16 protein-coding genes, 1 tRNA gene and 2 pseudogenes are annotated in these 17,115 nt (G+C 70.9%); 6 read left to right on the forward strand and 13 right to left on the reverse strand.

The window, feature by feature from the left end; translation table 11 throughout:
- Positions 1 to 98 precede the first annotated feature (98 nt).
- Both ACRAKF_RS16190 and ACRAKF_RS16195 read right to left on the reverse strand, forming a co-directional pair.
- Positions 99 to 1,088 (reverse strand): malate dehydrogenase, encoded by a 990-nt coding sequence (locus ACRAKF_RS16190; RefSeq protein ID WP_447037883.1) that lies wholly within the window; start codon positions 1,086 to 1,088, stop codon positions 99 to 101.
- Positions 1,089 to 1,514: 426 nt separating this feature from the next.
- Positions 1,515 to 2,693 carry an XRE family transcriptional regulator gene (locus ACRAKF_RS16195; protein ID WP_447037884.1) on the reverse strand — a complete coding sequence of 393 codons (1,179 nt, stop codon included), beginning with the start codon at positions 2,691 to 2,693 and terminating at the stop codon, positions 1,515 to 1,517.
- A gap of 509 nt (positions 2,694 to 3,202) precedes the next feature.
- Here ACRAKF_RS16195 and ACRAKF_RS16200 point away from each other — a divergent pair.
- The gene (locus tag ACRAKF_RS16200) at positions 3,203 to 3,502 is read left to right on the forward strand and encodes an alpha-amylase (protein WP_447037885.1); all 300 of its coding nucleotides are present in this window, start codon (positions 3,203 to 3,205) and stop codon (positions 3,500 to 3,502) included.
- Between the two features lie 191 nt (positions 3,503 to 3,693).
- On the opposite strand, the gene ACRAKF_RS16205 is transcribed toward ACRAKF_RS16200, so the two are convergent.
- Together ACRAKF_RS16205 and ACRAKF_RS16210 are read right to left on the reverse strand one after the other, a co-directional pair.
- Positions 3,694 to 4,077, reverse strand: coding sequence for a tautomerase family protein (locus ACRAKF_RS16205; RefSeq protein WP_447042008.1), 384 nt, complete (start codon positions 4,075 to 4,077; stop codon positions 3,694 to 3,696).
- 433 nt (positions 4,078 to 4,510) lie between these two features.
- Positions 4,511 to 5,830, reverse strand: a complete 1,320-nt coding sequence (locus ACRAKF_RS16210; RefSeq protein WP_447037886.1) for a tetratricopeptide repeat protein — start codon at positions 5,828 to 5,830, stop codon at positions 4,511 to 4,513.
- 282 nt (positions 5,831 to 6,112) lie between these two features.
- Between ACRAKF_RS16210 and ACRAKF_RS16215 the strand changes: the two are divergent.
- Both ACRAKF_RS16215 and ACRAKF_RS16220 read left to right on the forward strand, forming a co-directional pair.
- Positions 6,113 to 6,736: pseudogene (locus ACRAKF_RS16215) on the forward strand (SDR family NAD(P)-dependent oxidoreductase); the annotation flags it as partial.
- A gap of 30 nt (positions 6,737 to 6,766) precedes the next feature.
- A complete protein-coding gene (locus tag ACRAKF_RS16220) occupies positions 6,767 to 7,204 on the forward strand; it encodes an NUDIX hydrolase (RefSeq protein ID WP_447037887.1) in 438 nt (145 codons plus the stop codon).
- Between the two features lie 203 nt (positions 7,205 to 7,407).
- Here ACRAKF_RS16220 and ACRAKF_RS16225 read toward each other — a convergent pair whose 3' ends face one another.
- From ACRAKF_RS16225 to ACRAKF_RS16245, 5 genes and pseudogenes are all read right to left on the reverse strand, one after another.
- Positions 7,408 to 7,809, reverse strand: coding sequence for a DNA-binding protein (locus ACRAKF_RS16225; protein WP_447037888.1), 402 nt, complete (start codon positions 7,807 to 7,809; stop codon positions 7,408 to 7,410).
- Positions 7,806 to 8,048 (reverse strand): hypothetical protein, encoded by a 243-nt coding sequence (locus tag ACRAKF_RS16230; protein WP_447037889.1) that lies wholly within the window; start codon positions 8,046 to 8,048, stop codon positions 7,806 to 7,808. Before ACRAKF_RS16230 ends, ACRAKF_RS16225 begins: the two co-directional genes overlap by 4 nt.
- A gap of 252 nt (positions 8,049 to 8,300) precedes the next feature.
- Positions 8,301 to 8,396 (reverse strand) — tRNA-Gly (locus ACRAKF_RS16235).
- Positions 8,355 to 9,035: pseudogene (locus ACRAKF_RS16240) on the reverse strand (response regulator); the annotation flags it as partial. The gene ACRAKF_RS16235 and the pseudogene ACRAKF_RS16240, both read right to left, overlap by 42 nt.
- The gene (locus ACRAKF_RS16245; protein WP_447037890.1) at positions 9,032 to 10,195 is read right to left on the reverse strand and encodes a sensor histidine kinase; all 1,164 of its coding nucleotides are present in this window, start codon (positions 10,193 to 10,195) and stop codon (positions 9,032 to 9,034) included. The gene ACRAKF_RS16245 and the pseudogene ACRAKF_RS16240, both read right to left, overlap by 4 nt.
- Before the next feature lie 252 nt (positions 10,196 to 10,447).
- Here ACRAKF_RS16245 and ACRAKF_RS16250 point away from each other — a divergent pair, with 252 nt between their 5' ends.
- On the forward strand, positions 10,448 to 10,834 hold the full coding sequence (locus ACRAKF_RS16250) for a peptidoglycan-binding domain-containing protein (protein ID WP_447037891.1): 387 nt from the start codon (positions 10,448 to 10,450) through the stop codon (positions 10,832 to 10,834).
- Positions 10,835 to 10,979: 145 nt separating this feature from the next.
- Here ACRAKF_RS16250 and ACRAKF_RS16255 read toward each other — a convergent pair whose 3' ends face one another.
- On the reverse strand, positions 10,980 to 11,693 hold the full coding sequence (locus tag ACRAKF_RS16255) for a DUF3017 domain-containing protein (protein ID WP_447037892.1): 714 nt from the start codon (positions 11,691 to 11,693) through the stop codon (positions 10,980 to 10,982).
- 20 nt (positions 11,694 to 11,713) lie between these two features.
- Positions 11,714 to 12,574, reverse strand: a complete 861-nt coding sequence (locus ACRAKF_RS16260) for a bifunctional methylenetetrahydrofolate dehydrogenase/methenyltetrahydrofolate cyclohydrolase (RefSeq protein WP_447037893.1) — start codon at positions 12,572 to 12,574, stop codon at positions 11,714 to 11,716.
- 245 nt (positions 12,575 to 12,819) lie between these two features.
- Here ACRAKF_RS16260 and ACRAKF_RS16265 point away from each other — a divergent pair, with 245 nt between their 5' ends.
- On the forward strand, positions 12,820 to 13,560 hold the full coding sequence (locus ACRAKF_RS16265) for an RDD family protein (protein WP_447037894.1): 741 nt from the start codon (positions 12,820 to 12,822) through the stop codon (positions 13,558 to 13,560).
- Between the two features lie 107 nt (positions 13,561 to 13,667).
- Here ACRAKF_RS16265 and purH read toward each other — a convergent pair whose 3' ends face one another.
- Both purH and purN read right to left on the reverse strand, forming a co-directional pair.
- Positions 13,668 to 15,224: a bifunctional phosphoribosylaminoimidazolecarboxamide formyltransferase/IMP cyclohydrolase gene (purH, locus tag ACRAKF_RS16270; protein ID WP_447042009.1), complete on the reverse strand. Its 1,557-nt coding sequence runs from the start codon at positions 15,222 to 15,224 to the stop codon at positions 13,668 to 13,670.
- A 32-nt stretch (positions 15,225 to 15,256) separates the two neighbouring features.
- Entirely contained in the window at positions 15,257 to 15,859 is a 603-nt protein-coding gene (gene purN / locus ACRAKF_RS16275) for a phosphoribosylglycinamide formyltransferase (RefSeq protein ID WP_447042010.1), read from the reverse strand.
- A 440-nt stretch (positions 15,860 to 16,299) separates the two neighbouring features.
- On the opposite strand from purN, the gene ACRAKF_RS16280 reads away from it, so the two are divergent.
- A complete protein-coding gene (locus ACRAKF_RS16280; protein ID WP_447037896.1) occupies positions 16,300 to 17,109 on the forward strand; it encodes a hypothetical protein in 810 nt (269 codons plus the stop codon).
- Positions 17,110 to 17,115: the final 6 nt, after the last annotated feature.

Genomic DNA, 17,115 nt, shown 5'->3' on the forward strand with positions numbered 1-17,115 from the left:
GGCTGCCGGGGGCGGGTCACCTCACGGGCGCGGGCGCCCGGCGGTGTCGTTCAGGTGCGCTGTCGTTCAGATGCGGTGTCGCTCAGATGCGCTGTCGCTCAGATGAGGCCGAGACCGCGGACGGCCTCGCGCTCCTCGGTGAGCTCCTGCACGGACGCGTCGATGCGCGTGCGCGAGAACTCGTTGATGTCCAGGCCCTGGACGATCTCGTACTTGCCGTCCTGGGTGGTGACGGGGAAGGAGGAGATGAGGCCCTCCGGAACGCCGTACGAACCGTCGGACGGGACACCCATGGAGGTCCAGTCACCGGCGGCCGTGCCGTTGACCCACGTGTGGACGTGGTCGATGGCGGCGTTGGCGGCGGAGGCGGCCGAGGACGCGCCGCGGGCCTCGATGATCGCGGCGCCGCGCTTGGCGACGGTCGGGATGAACTCGTCGGCGAGCCAGGCCTGGTCGCTCACGACGTCGGCGGCGTTCTTGCCGGCGATCTCCGCGTGGAAGATGTCCGGGTACTGGGTGGCCGAGTGGTTGCCCCAGATGGTGAGGCGCTTGATGTCGGAGACCGGGGCGCCGGTCTTCTTCGACAGCTGCGACAGCGCGCGGTTGTGGTCGAGGCGGGTCATCGCGGTGAAGCGCTCGGCCGGTACGTCCGGGGCGGCGGCCTGCGCGATGAGCGCGTTGGTGTTGGCCGGGTTGCCGACGACGAGGACCTTGATGTCGTCCGCGGCGTTGTCGTTGATGGCCTTGCCCTGCGGCTTGAAGATGCCGCCGTTGGCGGAGAGCAGGTCGCCGCGCTCCATGCCCTTGGTGCGGGGGCGGGCGCCGACGAGGAGGGCGACGTTGGCGCCGTCGAAGGCGACGTTCGGGTCGTCGCTGATCTCGATCGAGTTCAGCAGCGGGAAGGCACAGTCGTCGAGCTCCATGGCGGTGCCCTCGGCGGCCTTCAGGGCCGGCGTGATCTCCAGAAGGCGCAGGTTGACCGGCACGTCCGCGCCGAGCAGGTGGCCCGAGGCGATGCGGAAGAGCAGCGCGTAGCCGATCTGGCCGGCCGCGCCGGTGACGGTGACATTCACGGGAGTGCGGGTCATGGCGATCTCCGTAAGACAGCTGGCGGTGGGGTCCCGTGTCCCTCTACTGGATCCCCTGATTCCTGGATCCCCGCCGACGCCTCTTCGAGTCCTCGATCGCCTCTCGATGATCGATCTCTTGGCATCAAGAGAGATCCGCCGCCAGGCTATCGCGCCCCGGCCACCCCCGGCCCCCGGGCCCCTGTGGCCCGGCCCACAGCGTCACCGTGATGCCGGGAAAAGGGGGCGGCCGCCACCGGGGGGGGGGAGGGTGGCGGCCGCTGTGGGGGTGTGAACCACTCCCGTGGGGGTACCGTCCGCCTGCCCCGCGATGAACGGCTCATGCACGTCCCATCGGAAATTGCGGGAAATTCTTTTCGCGGCCCGCTCCGCGGGTCCTCCCGCGCGCAGCCAAAGGGTCCTACTGCATGCAGCCCCGGGCCGGCCCTACTGCGTGCAGCCCGTCTGCCCCGAGGCCAGTGTCGCGCAGGCCTCCGCGGAGGTGCCCGCCTTGACCGCGACCATCGGCGTGTACGCGTCGAAGTCCGCGTTGACCGTGCTGTTCTGCTTGGCGTCGGCGCCCTTGCCCGAGCCGGTGACCGTGACCTTGTCGCCCGGCGTGGCCTGGGTGATCCGCGCCCACGCCGCCCCGCACGTCTTGCTGTAGCGCACCTCGACCAGCGTCTTGCCGACCGTGGCCCGCGAGGTGGTCTTCGCCAGCTCGCCGCCGCAGCCCATGTTCTCGGGGTCCTTGCCCGCACAGTCCGCGCCGCTGCACTTGACGCCCGCGGGCAGCTTCGCCTCGCTGGAGGTGGGGGACTTGGACGGCTCCGCCTTGTCGTTCTTCTTGTCGCCGCCGCCGAGGTCGGTCAGGAAGACCGCCGCCGCGATCACGACGAGGGCTCCGACCACCCCCGCGAGGAACATCGTCAGCTTCCGCTTGCGCTGCTGCCCGTCGGACGGGTCACCGCCCGGCCCGGCCGCCCGCGGGCCGCCCGGCGGCTGTCCCTCTCCCCCGGCCACGGCGCCCGCGCCGAAGGCCGACGCGGAGGCGTCGCCGTACGAGGAGGGGGCCCCGTACGAGGAGTCGGGGCCCGGGGCGCCCGGGGCGGGGTGGGAGGCCGGGGTGCGCGGCGGCACCGTGGGCGACACGCCCGCGGGACCCGCCACGCCCGTCATGCCGCCGACGCCCGCGGAGCCGTTGCGCGCCGGAGCCGCGTCGTCCTTGGCGGGCGACTTGCCCGGCTTCGGCCTGGATTTGGCGGGGGAGGACGCCTGGCGCTGTTCCGCCTCCTTCAGCGCGGCCCGCGCCTGGGATATGCGTATCGCCTGCATGGTCATGTCGTGGCGCATCTCGGAGCGGCTCCAGGCGCGCTCCGCGAGCTCCCACATGGTGATGAGGTGCACGGGCGGTGTGCCCGTCACCTCGGCCAGCGCGACGATCGCGCCCTTGGGCGCGAGCAGCCGCCCGTTCAGATAGCGCTCCCACGACGTCTTGCTGTAGCCGGTCCGGTCCGAGACCGCCGCGATGCTCAGACCACTGCGGTCCACGAGCCTGCGGAGCTGGTCGGCGAACTCCCTGACCTCAGGGTCGAGCTCATCCGGCAGCGCCTTCCAACGAGGCATTACTCCCCCTATTCCCCCCGTACGTGCCTGTCGTGCCCCCGTACGTACCTGTCCTGCGCCCGCGCCTGCCGGGCCGCCGCCCTACCGAGAGGGATGCGCGGAGCCAGGATGTCAGTTCCCACGGTTCGCCCAACAGTGTCCCACCGCCGCGCGACGGCCGGTCACGTACATCGGACCAGGGTCGTTGCACGCCTTCGAACACGATTGCGGAATGGTCACCTCCGTGCCACAGGGGCCAGGCAGGCCTTGAACGATGTTGGCGCGTCCATGACTCTGGATCACGAGCGGAACACACCGCTTACATCGGGTGATTCCCGCGGGAATCATTCCTCCCGACGACGGTGCCCGTCCTCCCACGGGGGAGAGGACGGGCACCGTCTTCATCGCGTTCCACGAGTACGGGTGGGGATTGACCCGAAAGGGCGTACTTCGGCCAATTCTGCGGCCCCGGCCCCCCGGAGATCGGCAGAGTGCAGGGGCAACACACGCACTCACGAAGGGACCCGCACATGAAGTACGGCAAGCGTCTCGCGGGCGGCCTCGTCGCCGCCTCCGCCCTCCTCGGCACCTGTCTCGCCACGGCCCCCGCGGCCGAGGCCACGGTGCGGGGCACCGCGCCGGCCTGTGTGAAGCGGGACGTGATCAAGCACCGGAAGTACGTCAAGGTCACGAACAACTGCCGCGAGACCATGCACCTGAAGGTCGTCATCGACTGGGGCAACGACTCGCCCTGCCTCACGTACCAGCCTGGCCAGCAGTGGGAGTGGAACTGGGGCCGCGGCTCCTACGGAAAGGTCGTCACCTGCTGAACGACGACCGCCGGGGGCAGTCCGCCTTGTGCCGGCGCGGCTGCTCGTGACTTCGTCCAGCGGCATCCCGGGGAGCCGGGCCCTCGCGACGCCCGGGGCGTGGTGGCGGGGGCTGCGGCTCCTTGCCTTGGACGGCCCAGTCCGACCTTCCGGATCCGACGAGCACCTGCCCCCTCAAACCCATCACCGTCCTAGTCGAGGTACTGAGCCTCCCCATTGCCGAGCGACCAGTCAGCATTGGTGTTCTCAGTCAGCACGACGAACATGTTGCGGGGTTCCGTCCCTGCGTATTCCTGGGCGAGCTCGGCGATACGTCGGTACAGCGCCTGCTTCTGCGCGGCCGACCGTCCACCCCGCAAGGTGATCGCCACGTACACGATGCCGTCGTCCCGCCGCACCCCGAGGTAGGTGCCGTGACGTACAACGCCGCGCTCTCCGTCGTGTCCGGTCAGGATCTGGAAATGATCGTCGTCCGGGATTCCCATCGTCTCGCCCAGCGCCTCCTGGACGGCCCGCCCCAATGCCTTCAATCGCCGGCCGTCACAGCCCAGAACATCAATGCGAACGAGCGGCATGGAGCCTCCAAGGGAGAACGGCAACGTCACACCGAGCGTACATACCAGTAGGTACAGATCCACGCGAGGTGCGAGTGCCCCGCCTGAGGCAACTGCGTTGGCCGTCTCGGGCCCCGGCGTCGTGACTGCTTCTCCGGACCCCTTGTCGACCGCTGTTTACTGCCCCTACTGGCACGTTGTGGCACGAGGTCCGGGAGACTCCGCGGCGGATATGCACCGTGCCTCGGCCACCCTCGACCCGCTCGCCGTGCGGGTCACGGAGGCCGCTCCGGAACTGAACACTGATCGCCATGCCAAGGGCTGACCCCCTGCCCTCTCGCGGCGAACACCGACCTGGCTGAGCGGGTCCTCCCCCAGCTCTTCCCGCGGGCTCGATCGCCAGGAGCGACCGCAGCCCAGGTCCTGGCCCAGGCGATCGTTTGAGGGACAGCCCTCAGCCCGTGACGCGGGCCGCCCGCTCTCCGAGCTCCTGCGCCTCCGGGAGGCCGCCGTACCGGCGCAAGCGGACGCGCATGTCCTGAAGGGCGGCCTGGACCTTCACCGAGCGGATGCCGTCGGCGCAGTCCAGGAACTCGCTCCAGGTGGCCATGGCGCCGTCGACGTCGCCTTGGCGCAGGCGCACGCCGCCGAGGTCGGCGAGGACGATGGCGCGGGTGCGGCGGCGGTCGAGACCGTGGATGTCGAGGGCGAGGTGGAGGTGTTCCTCGGCGGCGTCGAGGTCGCCGAGACGGGAGAGGATCATGCCGGACTCGTGGGCCCAGCGGCCGGGGGAGTAATGGGCGGCCCAGGAGTCGCCGGCTGCGGCGGTCGGCTTGCCGATGGCGGCCTCGGACAGGGCGAGGTGCCTGGTCGCCATGCGGGGGTCATCGTCCTGGGCGGCGGCGTTGGCGAGGGTGGCCTCGTAATAGGCGACCGCACGCGGGTTGTCGAGGTGGCGGCCGTACTCCACGCAGGCTTCGCCGAGCTGGACGGCTTCGGCCCGGTAGCCGAGGTCGACGCACTGGACGGCGAGGCCGCGAAGAGCCGTGGCGGACAGCTCGGGATCGCAGGCTTCGGCGGCCAGGCGGAAGGAATGCGCGTAGTAGCGCTGGGCGAGCCCGCGCAGTTCGGGGGTGTCACCTTCGTCCTGCGCCATCCAGCCGGCGAGGTGGACGAGCTGGGAGGTTGCGGCGAACAGGTCGCGGCCGGTGGCTTCAGTGAAGTGGCCCTCCAGCCAGGGGGCGACGTCTTGGGTGAGGTAGCGGACAGCCAGGTGACGGGCGTGCCCGCCACCGAGTTCGGAGGCGGAGTCGCCGAGGGCCTTGACCATGTGCCGTACGGCGGCCACTTCGCCCTGGCCGACGCGGACCGCTCCGGGAAGGGCGGTCTTGGTTCGGCGGGTGATGCTGTCCATGTCGGGCAGGCCGAGTGCGGACAGCGCGTATCCGCTGGAGGCGAGGATGAACTCCCGGCGTTCCACGTCGCTCCTTCCCAGGTGCAGGACTGATGCAACGGTATCTGTGTGGGGTGCCGCAGGCGTGGGCTCCGGGAGGTTGATCGCCTCGGGATCCAGGGCCAGCACCTGCGCGATGTAGGGCCACCAGTGGCCGGGGGTTCGTTCGCCTTCTATCCACCGCCGGGCGTGCTGGCGCTGCAGGCGACGCGGGTCACCGCATTCAGCGAGGCCGAGGGCGCGCGCCAACTCCGAGGGTCCCCAGCCGCGTTCCTGGCAGGCCCGCTTGATCAGTTCAGCGATGGCCGGGTTCTTCGGCACCGTCACCCCTCCCCACCTGGATTACGCGGGGTTACGCGGGACTACATCCTGGGCCCTGTCCCGGGAGTGCGGCCCGTCGTTGACTGAACATCACTCCGCAGAACCCAGAATCGCTCGAATCGGCCCTGTTCAGGGCCTGTTGGAGCCTGCCTGGACACGTTGAGAGGAGCCGACGGCGGCGATGCCCACTGACAACGCACGGACCCGCACGATTCCGCTCTCGCACCGGCCCAGTGCGGCACAAGGCTCCACCGTCACCTCGGCCAGGACCCCGACGCCCACGCCCTCCTCACCGCCTTCGAACGCGCGGGCAGCCCCGGGATCGCGGTGAACGCCGACCTGACCGATCCATGCTCCGTCCACACCATGGCCGACCTCGTCCACGCTGAAATCGGACCCGTCGACATCCTGGTGAACAACGCGGGCTCCTACCCCCGCGTCGCCTGGCAGGACACCGACGAGACTGCTTGGGCCTACTCCCTCGACGTGAACCTCACCGCTCACTACCGCGCCTGCCACGTGCTCACCCCCGGCATGATCGAACGCCGCTGGGGCCGGATCGTGAACATCGGCAGTGTCAACGCCCGCGCCGGCCGGACGAACCTCGTCGCGTACAGCACCGCGAAGGCAGGGCTGCTGGGACTGACCCGCTCCCTCGCCCGCGAACTTGGTCCGTACGGGATCTGCGTCAACACGGTCATGCCCGGTGCCATCCAGGTCGAGGCCGAGAACACCCTCCCCGCCCAGCACCGCGCGCGGCCGGAGGACCAGATCAAGCGCCAGTGTGTCCCGCGCCGTGGTCGGCCCGAGGATGTCGCGGCCCTGGTGGCGTTTCTCGCGGGCCCCTCAGCCTCGTTCATCACGGGGCAGTCCGTCCACGTCGACGGCGGCTGGCTACTGCACTGAGACCACCGACAAGCAAGGAGACAAACCGAAATGATGGAACGAGTCCGCGCCGTCCTCGTCACCGCAGACGACACGATGCTGGTCATCCGCCGCACCCGGCCCGGCACCCCCGAATACTGGGTCCTGCCCGGCGGCGGCGTCGAACCCAGCGACGAGTCCCGGGAGGCGGCCCTCCACCGCGAGATCCACGAGGAGATCGCAGGGAAGGCCGACATCATCCGCCTCCTCCACACGATGGAGTCCGACGACGAGCGGCAGCTCTTCTACTTCGCCCGTATCGCGACGTGGTCCTTCGATGACCGCACCGGTCCCGAATTCAGCGCCGAAGGCCGCGGTGAATACGCGCTGGAGGAAATTCCGCTGACCATGGAGGGGCTCGACGGCATCGACCTGAAGCCCGAGGAGATCGCCCACGCCCTACGGGGAGCCATCAGGGCCGGAAGCCTCGAAGTCAAGGCATCGCTCTGAGCCTTCGAGTGCGCCAGCACGCGATCAGGGCCGACTCTGAGATGACTCGGCCCTGATCGCGTCCGTACGAAAAGAGCGGGTGCCGGGAATCGATTCCGCCCTGACATGACCGCTGTTGTCCGCTCCGCTGGGCGCGGATGGGGCACGGGTGGCGGCAGTGCACCAGAAGCTGCTGAGGTTCATGCTCCGGGTGGGCTGGAGGGTCAGAGAGGGATGATGCGGACCTGGTTGCCACAGAGCTTGGTCATGCCGTCGCCGTCGGAGGTCAGGATGGCGACGGGTTTCGGCTGACGTAGGGCGACCTCGGCGACCGTGGCGTCGATGGCGTACTTGTGGCCGTGCAGCCCAGCGCCCTTGAGCAGTGCCGCTGCCGCTTTCGCCGCTTGTTCGGTGACCGGCTCCACTTTGACGCGGGAGAGGGCCCAGTTCAGGCGAGGCATGTTGGTGCGGGAGTGGCTGGCTTCCACGACGGTATTGGCCCCGATCACCAGGTCGGCTCCCATGTCGTGGAAGACCTGCAACATCGCGAGGAGCTTGCGGTCCTGCGCGATCCAGGCGGAGAGTCCCTCCGCGTCCAGGACAACGGTTTCGATGCGCTCGCTCACGCGGCGTCCGCGTCCTTGGAGGAGCCGGCGGCACCGAAGATCTTCGAACGGGCCTCGGCGAGTTCCTCGTCACTGAAGCGTCCGTGTTCTTCCTCGTGACGGCGAAGGTCATCGCCCAGCAGCTGGTGCCGAATCTGGCGGGCCACGGCTTCCGCCACGTAGCCGGAAACGTTGTCCGTGAGCTTGCGGAGCTCCGCCACCTGGTCGCTGGGAGCACCGGACCGCCGGTACCAGAACATCGAGGGTCTGCCAGGGCGCCGGACCCAGGTCGACCTTACGCCTGGCAGCACGAATCGCAGGGGTCATAGCGCGCACCGAGCCGGCCTTCGCGTCCCCCGACTGAACACCGCTCATCAGGTGATCGGTGAACGTACGGCCCGGGCGGGTGAGCAGGAGAGGAGGCTTCCCGGCTTACTCCTCGGCCGGCTCCCCCTGTCCTGTGTTGCCTGGCATCCAGCCTGACGTATCCGAGGGACGTCATGGCACGCGAGTGGCACGGTGACGAGGATCGAACTCGCGCTCTGGGCTCGGGAAGCTCACGGTGTTCCCGGTGTGACGAGGCCCGACTCGTAGGCCACGACCACCGCTTGGGCTCTGCTGTCCAGGTCGAGCTTGCTCATGGTGCGGTTGAGGTGCGTCTTGACGGTGGCCTCGCTGATGTAGAGGCGCTCGGCGATGTCCGCGTTGGTCAGGCCGCGCGCGATCAGCTTCAGGACCTCCACCTCGCGCCCGGTCAGCGCCGCCAGGTCGGGTGGCGGGTCGCCCTTGTCGCCGCCGGCCGGCCCCGCCGTCTGCCGCGCGAACGCCTCGACGAGGCGGCGCGTCACGCTGGGCGCGAAGAGCGCGTCGCCGCCGCCGACCGCCGCCACCGCGGCGAGCAGCCGCTCCGGCCCCGAGTCCTTGAGCAGGAAACCCGAGGCCCCGGCGCGCAGCGCCCCGTACACGTACTCGTCGAGGTCGAACGTGGTCAGGACCAGGACCCGCGGCGCGGGTTCGGACGCCTGGGCGAGGATTTTCGCGGTGGCCGTGATGCCGTTCATGCCGGGCATCCGGATGTCCATGAGGATGACGTCGGGCCGCGTCCGGGCGGCGAGCGCCACGGCCTCGTCGCCGTCGCCCGCCTCGCCCACGACCTCCATGCCGGGCGCGGCACGCAGCAGTCCGACCAGTCCCGCGCGGATGAGGAACTGGTCGTCCACGACAAGTACTTTGACGGAGCCGGTCATCCCGTGGTGTCGTCCCCCTGCGCCGCGGCCCGGGCCGAGGTCGGCAGGGTGAGGCGCACGGCGAATCCCCCCTCGCTCAGCGGGCCGATGCTGATCGTCCCGCCGTAGAGCTTGGCCCGCTCCCGCATACCAATCAAGCCGTGCCCCGCGCCTGTCCGTACCTTGTCCGGAATCACCCCCTCACCGTCGTTGATGACGGAGACCTCGATGTGGCGGTGCCGGTAGGCGAGTTCCACGGCGGTGCCCGCGCCGCCCGCGTGCTTCAGTACGTTGGTCAGCGCCTCCTGCACCACGCGGTACGCGCACAGCTCCACGCCGGGCGCGAGCGGCCGCGGGGTTCCCGTCACGCGCAGCTCGACCGGGATTCCCCCGGCCCGTACCCGGTCGACCATCTCGTCGAGACGGGCGAGGCCCGGCATGGGCGCCTCCGGTGCGCCGTCCTCGTCGTCGCCGTCCTCGGCGCGCAGCACCCGCAGCATGCGGCGCAGCTCTTCGAGCGCCTCACCGCTGGTGCCCGCGATGGTGCCGAGCGCAGCGCGCGCCGTGGGCGGGTCCGAGCCGAAGACGAAGGTCGCGAGGCCCGCCTGCACGGATATGACCGACATGTGGTGCGCCACGACGTCGTGCAGCTCCCGCGCGATGCGTCCCCGCTCCTGCTGGACCTCGCGCCTGGCCCGCTCGTCCTGCTCCCGTTTGAGCTGCCGGGCCAGTTCGGCCGTACGGCGCGCGGCGTTGCCGAAGCGCCAGATCACCAGGGGGAAGCCGATCGCCTGGGCGACGACCGCGGGCATTGCCGCACCCTCGGCGAACAGGCCCGCGTAGATCCATACGGTGCCCATGAGGGCCGCGCAGGGCAGGGAGACGCGGGCGGGCCGCGCGGACGCCACGGTGTAGACGGCGAGCATGGGCGCGAAGGTGTTCAGGACGGGCCAGTACCCGGCGGTGACGTACACGATCCACACCGCGTGCACGAAGAGGAGCACGGTGAGCGGTGCCTTGCCGCGCAGGACCGCGGGCAGGTTGACGAGGGCCACGAGCGCATAACCGAGGGGGTCGAGTTCCGGCCAGCCCTGCCGTGCGGACTCCTGGCCGAGCAGCACGGCCACCGTGGTCAGGGCTGCCGCGATGAGCGCGTCGACGACGACGGGGCGGATGCGCATCGCCGCAGCGTAACCCCCGTCCGGGCGGTGGCACGTCAACCTCCTGCGGTACCGCGGTAGTTGGAGGAACCGCGCGGCTACCGCGTTCGGCGTGCCCGAACGTCAACCCGGCGTGTGACGACGCCCCCGGGGGCTCCGCCGTAGCTTTTTGCACCAGCAGCACGGCACCGGCCGACCACCGGTACCGACTCGGACCGCGGGCTGTCGGGGGACCCAACGGGGGGACCCGGCCCGCGGCCACGAAAGGGAGACATGATCACTCGCAAGCGCATCGGGCTGGCCGTCGCGACGGCCGCCCTCGGTTCGGGCCTGGCCATCGCACCGGCTGCCACCGCCGCACCGTCGGCCACCGCCCCGGCGGCCCAGGACTCGCGCGCCGCCTACTCCTGCGGCTACTACTCCGGGACCGCGCTGACCAAGTCCGGTCAGACGGGCGCCGCCGCGAAGAAGCGGATCAAGGAAGTGCAGTGCCTGATCAACCGGAACACCAGCTACCCGACGATCCTCGGCGTGGACGGGCAGTTCGGCACCAAGACGTACAACGCGGTGAAGACCGTCCAGAAGAAGGCCAGGATCTCCGTCGACGGTCAGGTCGGCAAGAACACCTGGGCCAAGCTGCGCGGCGGCGTCTGGTGGTAGTCCGCGCCTGAAGCCGACAAGTAGTCCGCTCCTGAAGCCGACAAGAACGACGGTGGCCCGTCCCTCCGGGGGAGGACGGGCCACCGTCACGCTCTGCTCGGGGCGCCGGCGGGCCCGGGTGCGGGTGCCGGGCGTCGGCGCCGGGTCAGCTGTCGATCGTGAAGTGCAGCGTGTCGTCCAGGAACGGGATCTCCAGGACCGGCTTCGGCTGCGCCATCAGGGCCAGCAGGACGATGGCCCCGCCGAGCACCCCGTACGTCACCATGTCCGTGAACCGCGAGCGCACCGCCAGCATGCCGACGTCCGGCAGCGCCCACCGCAGCACGGCTCCGCCGATGAGCGCCAGGCCGACCAGCACCGTGCCGATCCGGAACACGTCGAGCGCGGTGAGCAGCAGTCCGAGTCCGACCAGGCCGATGACGCCGAGCAGCGGCCACTGGCGGGCGGGAGCGGGGGCGTCGCCGGGGGCCGCGCGGCCGCCGCCCTCGGGGCGGGCGGTGTCACGGGTGAACAGCGGGAAGCGGCGCGAGACCTTCCGCGGTTCGCCGTCGGGCCCCGGCGCGCTGACGGCGCCCTTGGCCTCGACGTTCTCCGGCTCCAGCTCCAGCTCCGGCTCCGTTTCCGGCTCGGATGCCGGCGTCGGTGCCGGCTCGGATGCCGGCGTCGGTGCCGGCTCGGATGTCGGCGTCGGTGCCGGTGCCTGTGCCTGTGCCTCACCGGCCGGGTGCGCGCCGGAGGCCCCGGACGGCTCCGCCTCGGCGGACTCCGCTGCTCCCGCGGACCCCGCGGACCCCGCGGCCCGCGCGGACCCCGCGGCCCGCGCGGCTCCCGCGGATTTCCGCTCGGATTCTGCGTTCATGAGCGCGCCCCTTCCCCGGGTCAGCTCGCGGCGGCGATGCGCTCGGCGGCCTCGACCACGTTCACCAGGAGCTGGGCGCGGGTCATCGGGCCGACACCGCCCGGGTTCGGGGAGATCCACCCGGCGACCTCGGCAACGCCCGGGTGGACGTCCCCGACGATCTTGCCGCTCTCGTCGCGCGAGACGCCGACGTCCAGGATCGCGGCGCCCGGCTTCACGTCCTCGGGCTTGATGAGGTGCGGGACGCCCGCGGCGGCCACGATGATGTCGGCCCGCTTCAGGTGCGCGGCGAGGTCACGGGTGCCGGTGTGGCACTGCGTGACCGTGGCGTTCTCGGACTTGCGGGTGAGCAGCAGCGGCATCGGCCGGCCGATGGTGACACCGCGCCCGACGACCACGACCTCGGCACCCTTGATCTCCACGCCGTGCTGCCGCAGCAGCCGGATGATGCCGTACGGGGTGCAGGGCAGCGGGGCCGGCTCGTTCAGGACGAGGCGGCCGAGGTTCATCGGGTGCAGGCCGTCGGCGTCCTTGTCCGGGTCCATGAGCTCCAGGACGCGGTTCTCGTCGATGCCCTTGGGCAGCGGGAGTTGGACGATGTAGCCGGTGCAGGCGGGGTCGTCGTTGAGTTCGCGCACGACCGCCTCGATCTCCTCCTGGGAGGCCGTGGCGGGCAGTTCGCGCTGGATGGAGGCGATGCCGACCTGCGCGCAGTCGCGGTGCTTGCCCGCGACGTACTTCTGGCTGCCCGGGTCGTCACCGACCAGGACGGTACCGAGTCCGGGCGTAACGCCCTTCTCCTTCAGAGCCGCCACGCGGGCGGTCAGTTCGGACTTGATCGCGGCTGCGGTGGCCTTGCCATCGAGAATCTGGGCGGTCATGACCCCATCTTCCCGGATGAGGGCCGCCCGGTTCCAATCAGGGCGCCACCGCGTCTCGCCCGCTGATCAGCGAGGTTGCACTTGCACAACACATGCGTTGCGCGGCTGGACAAATAAGCCATGGCTAAAGAACCATGTGCGGCACAGTGCCGCGGGCAGTGTCGGGGGGACGGACCGCATCTGTAACGCCTTCCTCCGTGATGTGCCGCGTCGTCCCCGCACCATCCCGACGGAGGAAGACCGCCATGAGTTACGGCGACCCCAACAACCCCTACGGCCAGCAGCCGCAGGGGCAGCCCGGTTACGGCCAGCAGCCCCAGGGGCAGCCCGGTTACGGCCAGGCGCCGGGCCAGCCCGGCTACGGCTACCCCCAGCAGGCCCCGCAGGGCGTACCGCAGCAGGGCTACGGCTACCAGCAGCAGCCCCCGGCGTCCCCGTACGGCGCGTACCCGCAGCAGCCCGGCGGCGGTTACGGCTACCCGGGCGGCGGTCCCACCGTGGCGTCCATGGGCCGCCGCTTCGGCGCCCGCGTGATCGATGGCGTGGCGTTCGGCATCATCTACGGCATCCTCGGCGTCATAGGCATCGCCGGCATCGCGGGGGCGGCCTCGGACTGCGACCCCGGCTCGACCACCTACCAGAGCTGCATGGACGACGCCGGTTCCGACATCGCGTCCAGCATGGGTGCCGCGATCGCCGTCTTCGCGGTCGTCGGCCTGCTCTACGAGTGGCTGATGACGGCCCTCGTCGGCGGCACGCTCGGCAAGCTCGCCGTCGGCGTCCGCGTCATCGACGCCGAGACCGGCCGCAAGCCCGGCATCGGCGCGGCCTTCATCCGCTACATCATCCCGATGGTCGGCTCCCTGGCCTGTGGCATCGGCGCGCTCCTCGTCTACCTGTCCCCCTTCTGGGACAAGACCGGGCGTCAGCAGGGCTGGCACGACAAGGCCGCCAAGACGATGGTGGTCCAGCGCTCCAACAACTAGCGCGCCGCCGCACCGCGGCAGCGGTACGCGCGAAGGCCGCGCCTTTCCGGAAGGAAAGGCGCGGCCTTCGGCATGTCCGACTGCTGGGGGTCTCAACCGCTCGGCGCTCAGTGGAAGAAGTGACGCGTCCCCGTGAAGTACATCGTGACGCCTGCCTTCTTCGCCGCCTCCACGACCAGCTCGTCGCGGACCGAACCGCCCGGCTGGACCACGGCCTTGACGCCCGCCGCGGTCAGGATCTCCAGACCGTCGGGGAAGGGGAAGAACGCGTCGGAGGCCGCGTACGAGCCTCGGGCCCGCTCCTCGCCCGCCCGCTCGACGGCGAGCTTCGCGGAGTCGACGCGGTTGACCTGGCCCATGCCGACGCCGACCGAGGCGCCGTCCTTGGCGAGCAGGATCGCGTTGGACTTCACCGCGCGGGACGCCTTCCACGCGAACGCCAGCTCGGCGAGTTCGCTCTCGCTCAGGGCGTCACCCGTGGCGAGCGTCCAGTGGGCGGGGTCGTCGCCCTCGGCCTGGAGACGGTCGGTGACCTGGAGCAGCGCGCCGCCGTCGATCTGCTTGACCTCGACCGCGGTGGACGGCGCCCCGTCGGCGCGCAGCACGCGGATGTTCTTCTTCTTGGTGAGGGCTTCGAGGGCGCCGTCCTCGTAGTCCGGCGCGACGATGACCTCGGTGAAGATCTCGGCGACCTGCTCGGCCATCTCCTTGGAGACCGGGCGGTTGACCGCGATCACACCGCCGAACGCGGACAGCGGGTCGCAGGCGTGTGCCTTGCGGTGCGCCTCGGCGACGTCCGCGCCGACCGCGATGCCGCACGGGTTGGCGTGCTTGATGATCGCGACGCAGGGCTCGTCGTGGTCGTACGCGGCACGGCGCGCGGCGTCCGTGTCCGTGAAGTTGTTGTACGACATCTCCTTGCCGTGGAGCTGCTCGGCCTCGGCGAGGCCGCCCGTGCCGTCGACGTAGAGAGCGGCGCCCTGGTGGGGGTTCTCGCCGTAGCGGAGCACGTTCTTGCGCTCGTAGGTCGCGCCGATGAACTCGGGGAAGCCGGACTCGTCGGCCGCCGCGTAGCCCTCCGCGAACCAGCCGGCGACCGCCACGTCGTACGCGGCCGTGTGCTGGAAGGCCTCGCCCGCGAGCCGCTTGCGCGCGGGCAGGTCGAAGCCGCCGGCCTGGACGGCCGCGAGCACGTCGGCGTACCGCTCGGGGTCGGTGACGACCGCGACCGAGGGGTGGTTCTTGGCGGCGGCGCGGACCATCGAGGGGCCGCCGATGTCGATCTGCTCGACGCACTCGTCGGGCGACGCGCCCGAGGCGACGGTCTCCTTGAACGGGTAGAGGTTCACGACCACGAGCTGGAAGGGCTCGACGCCCAGCTCGGCGAGCTGGTTGCGGTGGTCCTCCAGGCGCAGGTCGGCGAGGATGCCCGCGTGGACCTTCGGGTGCAGCGTCTTGACGCGGCCGTCCAGGCACTCGGGGAAGCCGGTCAGCTCCTCGACCTTGGTGACGGGCACCCCGGCGGCGGCGATCTTTGCCGCGGTCGAGCCGGTGGAGACCAGCTCGACGCCCGCCTCGTGCAGCCCGCGCGCGAGCTCTTCCAGGCCGGTCTTGTCGTAGACGCTGACGAGCGCGCGCTTGATCGGGCGCTGCGCGGCGTCCACGGATGCGCTCGCGGCGTTCTTGGGTTCGGCGGTCACGGGATAAGAACCTTTCGTCCCTCAATGCGGTAGCCGTGCCGGGCCAGACGCCCCACGACATCGACGAGCAGCGTGCGCTCGACTTCCTTGATGCGCTCGTGCAGAGCGCTCTCGTCGTCCTCGTCCCGGACCTCGACCACGCCCTGGGCGATGATCGGGCCGGTGTCGACGCCGTCGTCGACGAAGTGGACGGTGCAACCGGTGACCTTCACGCCGTACGCGAGCGCGTCGCGCGCACCGTGGGCCCCCGGAAAACTGGGCAGCAGCGCGGGGTGCGTGTTCACGAACCGCCCGCCGAAGCGCGCGAGGAACTCCTTCCCCACGATCTTCATGAACCCGGCGGAGACCACCAGGTCGGGGCCGTACGCGGCCGTCGCCCCGGCCAGGGCCGCGTCCCACGCCTCGCGGGTCTCGTGGTCCCTCACCCGGCAGACGAAGGTCGGGATCCCGGCACGCTCCGCGCGCTCCAGGCCCGCGATGCCGTCGCGGTCGGCGCCCACGGCGACGATCTCGGCGCCGTAGCCCTCGGCACCCTCGGCGCGGATCGTGTCGAGCAGGGCCTGGAGGTTCGTGCCCGAACCGGACACCAGCACGACGATCCGCTTGGGGCGCTGGGCTGGTTCGGGGCGCTCGGCAGGTTCGGCGCCCCCGGCTGGTTCGGCGCGCTCGGCCACAGCGTTCTCGGCCACAGCGGGGCCCTTTCTCGGGAGGTGCGTCTCGGGAGGCGCGTCGTGCGTGCGTCGTGCGTTGTGCTTGCGTCGTGCGTCCGGCGTGCGTGTCTTACGTGTCTTGGTACGTGCGACTCGGCGCGCGCGGCTTTGTACGGTCGTACGAAGGCTTCGCCTCCCTCGATACGGGGAACCCTACGAAGCGGCCGACCGCCAGCAACGATACCGGCACACGGAACCGCCCCTCACGGGACGGGGGCGCGGGCGGAGGGTAGCGTCTGCGGGAAAGCGCCCCAACACCGACGAACGCCGAGTTGCCGAGCCGCACATGGGCTCCACCGCGGCCCTACCAAAGGGAAGACGCACACCAGATGCCGGACCGTAGCCGCCCTTCGTCTCCACCGCAGGACCCCGACTCCCAGGGACCGGAGTCCCAGGACGCGGGTGCCCGGGGAACGGGCAAGGACGACGACAACCCCTTCGCGCCGCCGCCGGAGGGGACTCCGGACCGGCCGTGGCAGCCGCGCCGCCCCTCGGGAGACTCGTCGGGCGACTCCTCGGGGAACTCCGCAGGGGACGATTCCGACCGCTCCCACGGCTCCGACGGCTCCGGGCGGAACTCGCCGTGGGGCAGTCAGTGGAGCGACCGCCAGCCGGGCCGCTCCCAGGGCGGCTTCGGCGAGCGTCCCGGCCGACGGGACAATTCCGGGCAGGACGACGCCGCCAAGTCCGGCAGCGGCGGCGGACCGCGCTGGGACCCGACGGACCCCGCGCAGCGGCGAGCACGCTACGCCCTGCTCTCCGGCATGTGGGCCTTCTTCTTCGCGCTGTTCGGCTGGCGGTACGTCGCGCTGCTGCTCGGCGCGCTGGCCGCGAGCTGGGCCATCCAGTCCCTGCGCGCGAAGCCGCGCACACCGGACCCGACGGCCCCGGCTCCCGCGCAGGGCGGTGCGGGGCAGCGGGCCGCGGCCCCGACGACCAGGCCGCAGACGACGGCCGCGATCAGCGGCCTGGTGACGGGGGCGCTCGCGCTGCTCATGGTGGCGGGAACGTTCACGGCACAGCTCGTCTACCAGGACTACTACACGTGCGTGGACGACGCCCTCACGAACACGTCGCAGCAGGCCTGCGAGGACCTGCTGCCCGAGCAGCTACGGCCGCTTCTGGGGGAGCAGGACTAAGGCCCG

This window comes from Streptomyces sp. DSM 118878 (assembly GCF_052936595.1).

Bases quoted from the DNA above. Each gene is read 5' to 3' on its own strand.
- ACRAKF_RS16190 (WP_447037883.1), bottom strand. From the start codon at position 1,088: ATGACCCGCACTCCCGTGAATGTCACCGTCACCGGCGCGGCCGGCCAG.
- ACRAKF_RS16195 (WP_447037884.1), bottom strand. From the start codon at position 2,693: ATGCCTCGTTGGAAGGCGCTGCCGGATGAGCTCGACCCTGAGGTCAGG.
- ACRAKF_RS16200 (WP_447037885.1), top strand. From the start codon at position 3,203: ATGAAGTACGGCAAGCGTCTCGCGGGCGGCCTCGTCGCCGCCTCCGCC.
- ACRAKF_RS16205 (WP_447042008.1), bottom strand. From the start codon at position 4,077: ATGCCGCTCGTTCGCATTGATGTTCTGGGCTGTGACGGCCGGCGATTG.
- ACRAKF_RS16220 (WP_447037887.1), top strand. From the start codon at position 6,767: ATGATGGAACGAGTCCGCGCCGTCCTCGTCACCGCAGACGACACGATG.
- ACRAKF_RS16230 (WP_447037889.1), bottom strand. From the start codon at position 8,048: ATGTTCTGGTACCGGCGGTCCGGTGCTCCCAGCGACCAGGTGGCGGAG.
- ACRAKF_RS16245 (WP_447037890.1), bottom strand. From the start codon at position 10,195: ATGCGCATCCGCCCCGTCGTCGTCGACGCGCTCATCGCGGCAGCCCTG.
- ACRAKF_RS16250 (WP_447037891.1), top strand. From the start codon at position 10,448: ATGATCACTCGCAAGCGCATCGGGCTGGCCGTCGCGACGGCCGCCCTC.
- ACRAKF_RS16255 (WP_447037892.1), bottom strand. From the start codon at position 11,693: ATGAACGCAGAATCCGAGCGGAAATCCGCGGGAGCCGCGCGGGCCGCG.
- ACRAKF_RS16260 (WP_447037893.1), bottom strand. From the start codon at position 12,574: ATGACCGCCCAGATTCTCGATGGCAAGGCCACCGCAGCCGCGATCAAG.
- ACRAKF_RS16265 (WP_447037894.1), top strand. From the start codon at position 12,820: ATGAGTTACGGCGACCCCAACAACCCCTACGGCCAGCAGCCGCAGGGG.
- ACRAKF_RS16280 (WP_447037896.1), top strand. From the start codon at position 16,300: ATGCCGGACCGTAGCCGCCCTTCGTCTCCACCGCAGGACCCCGACTCC.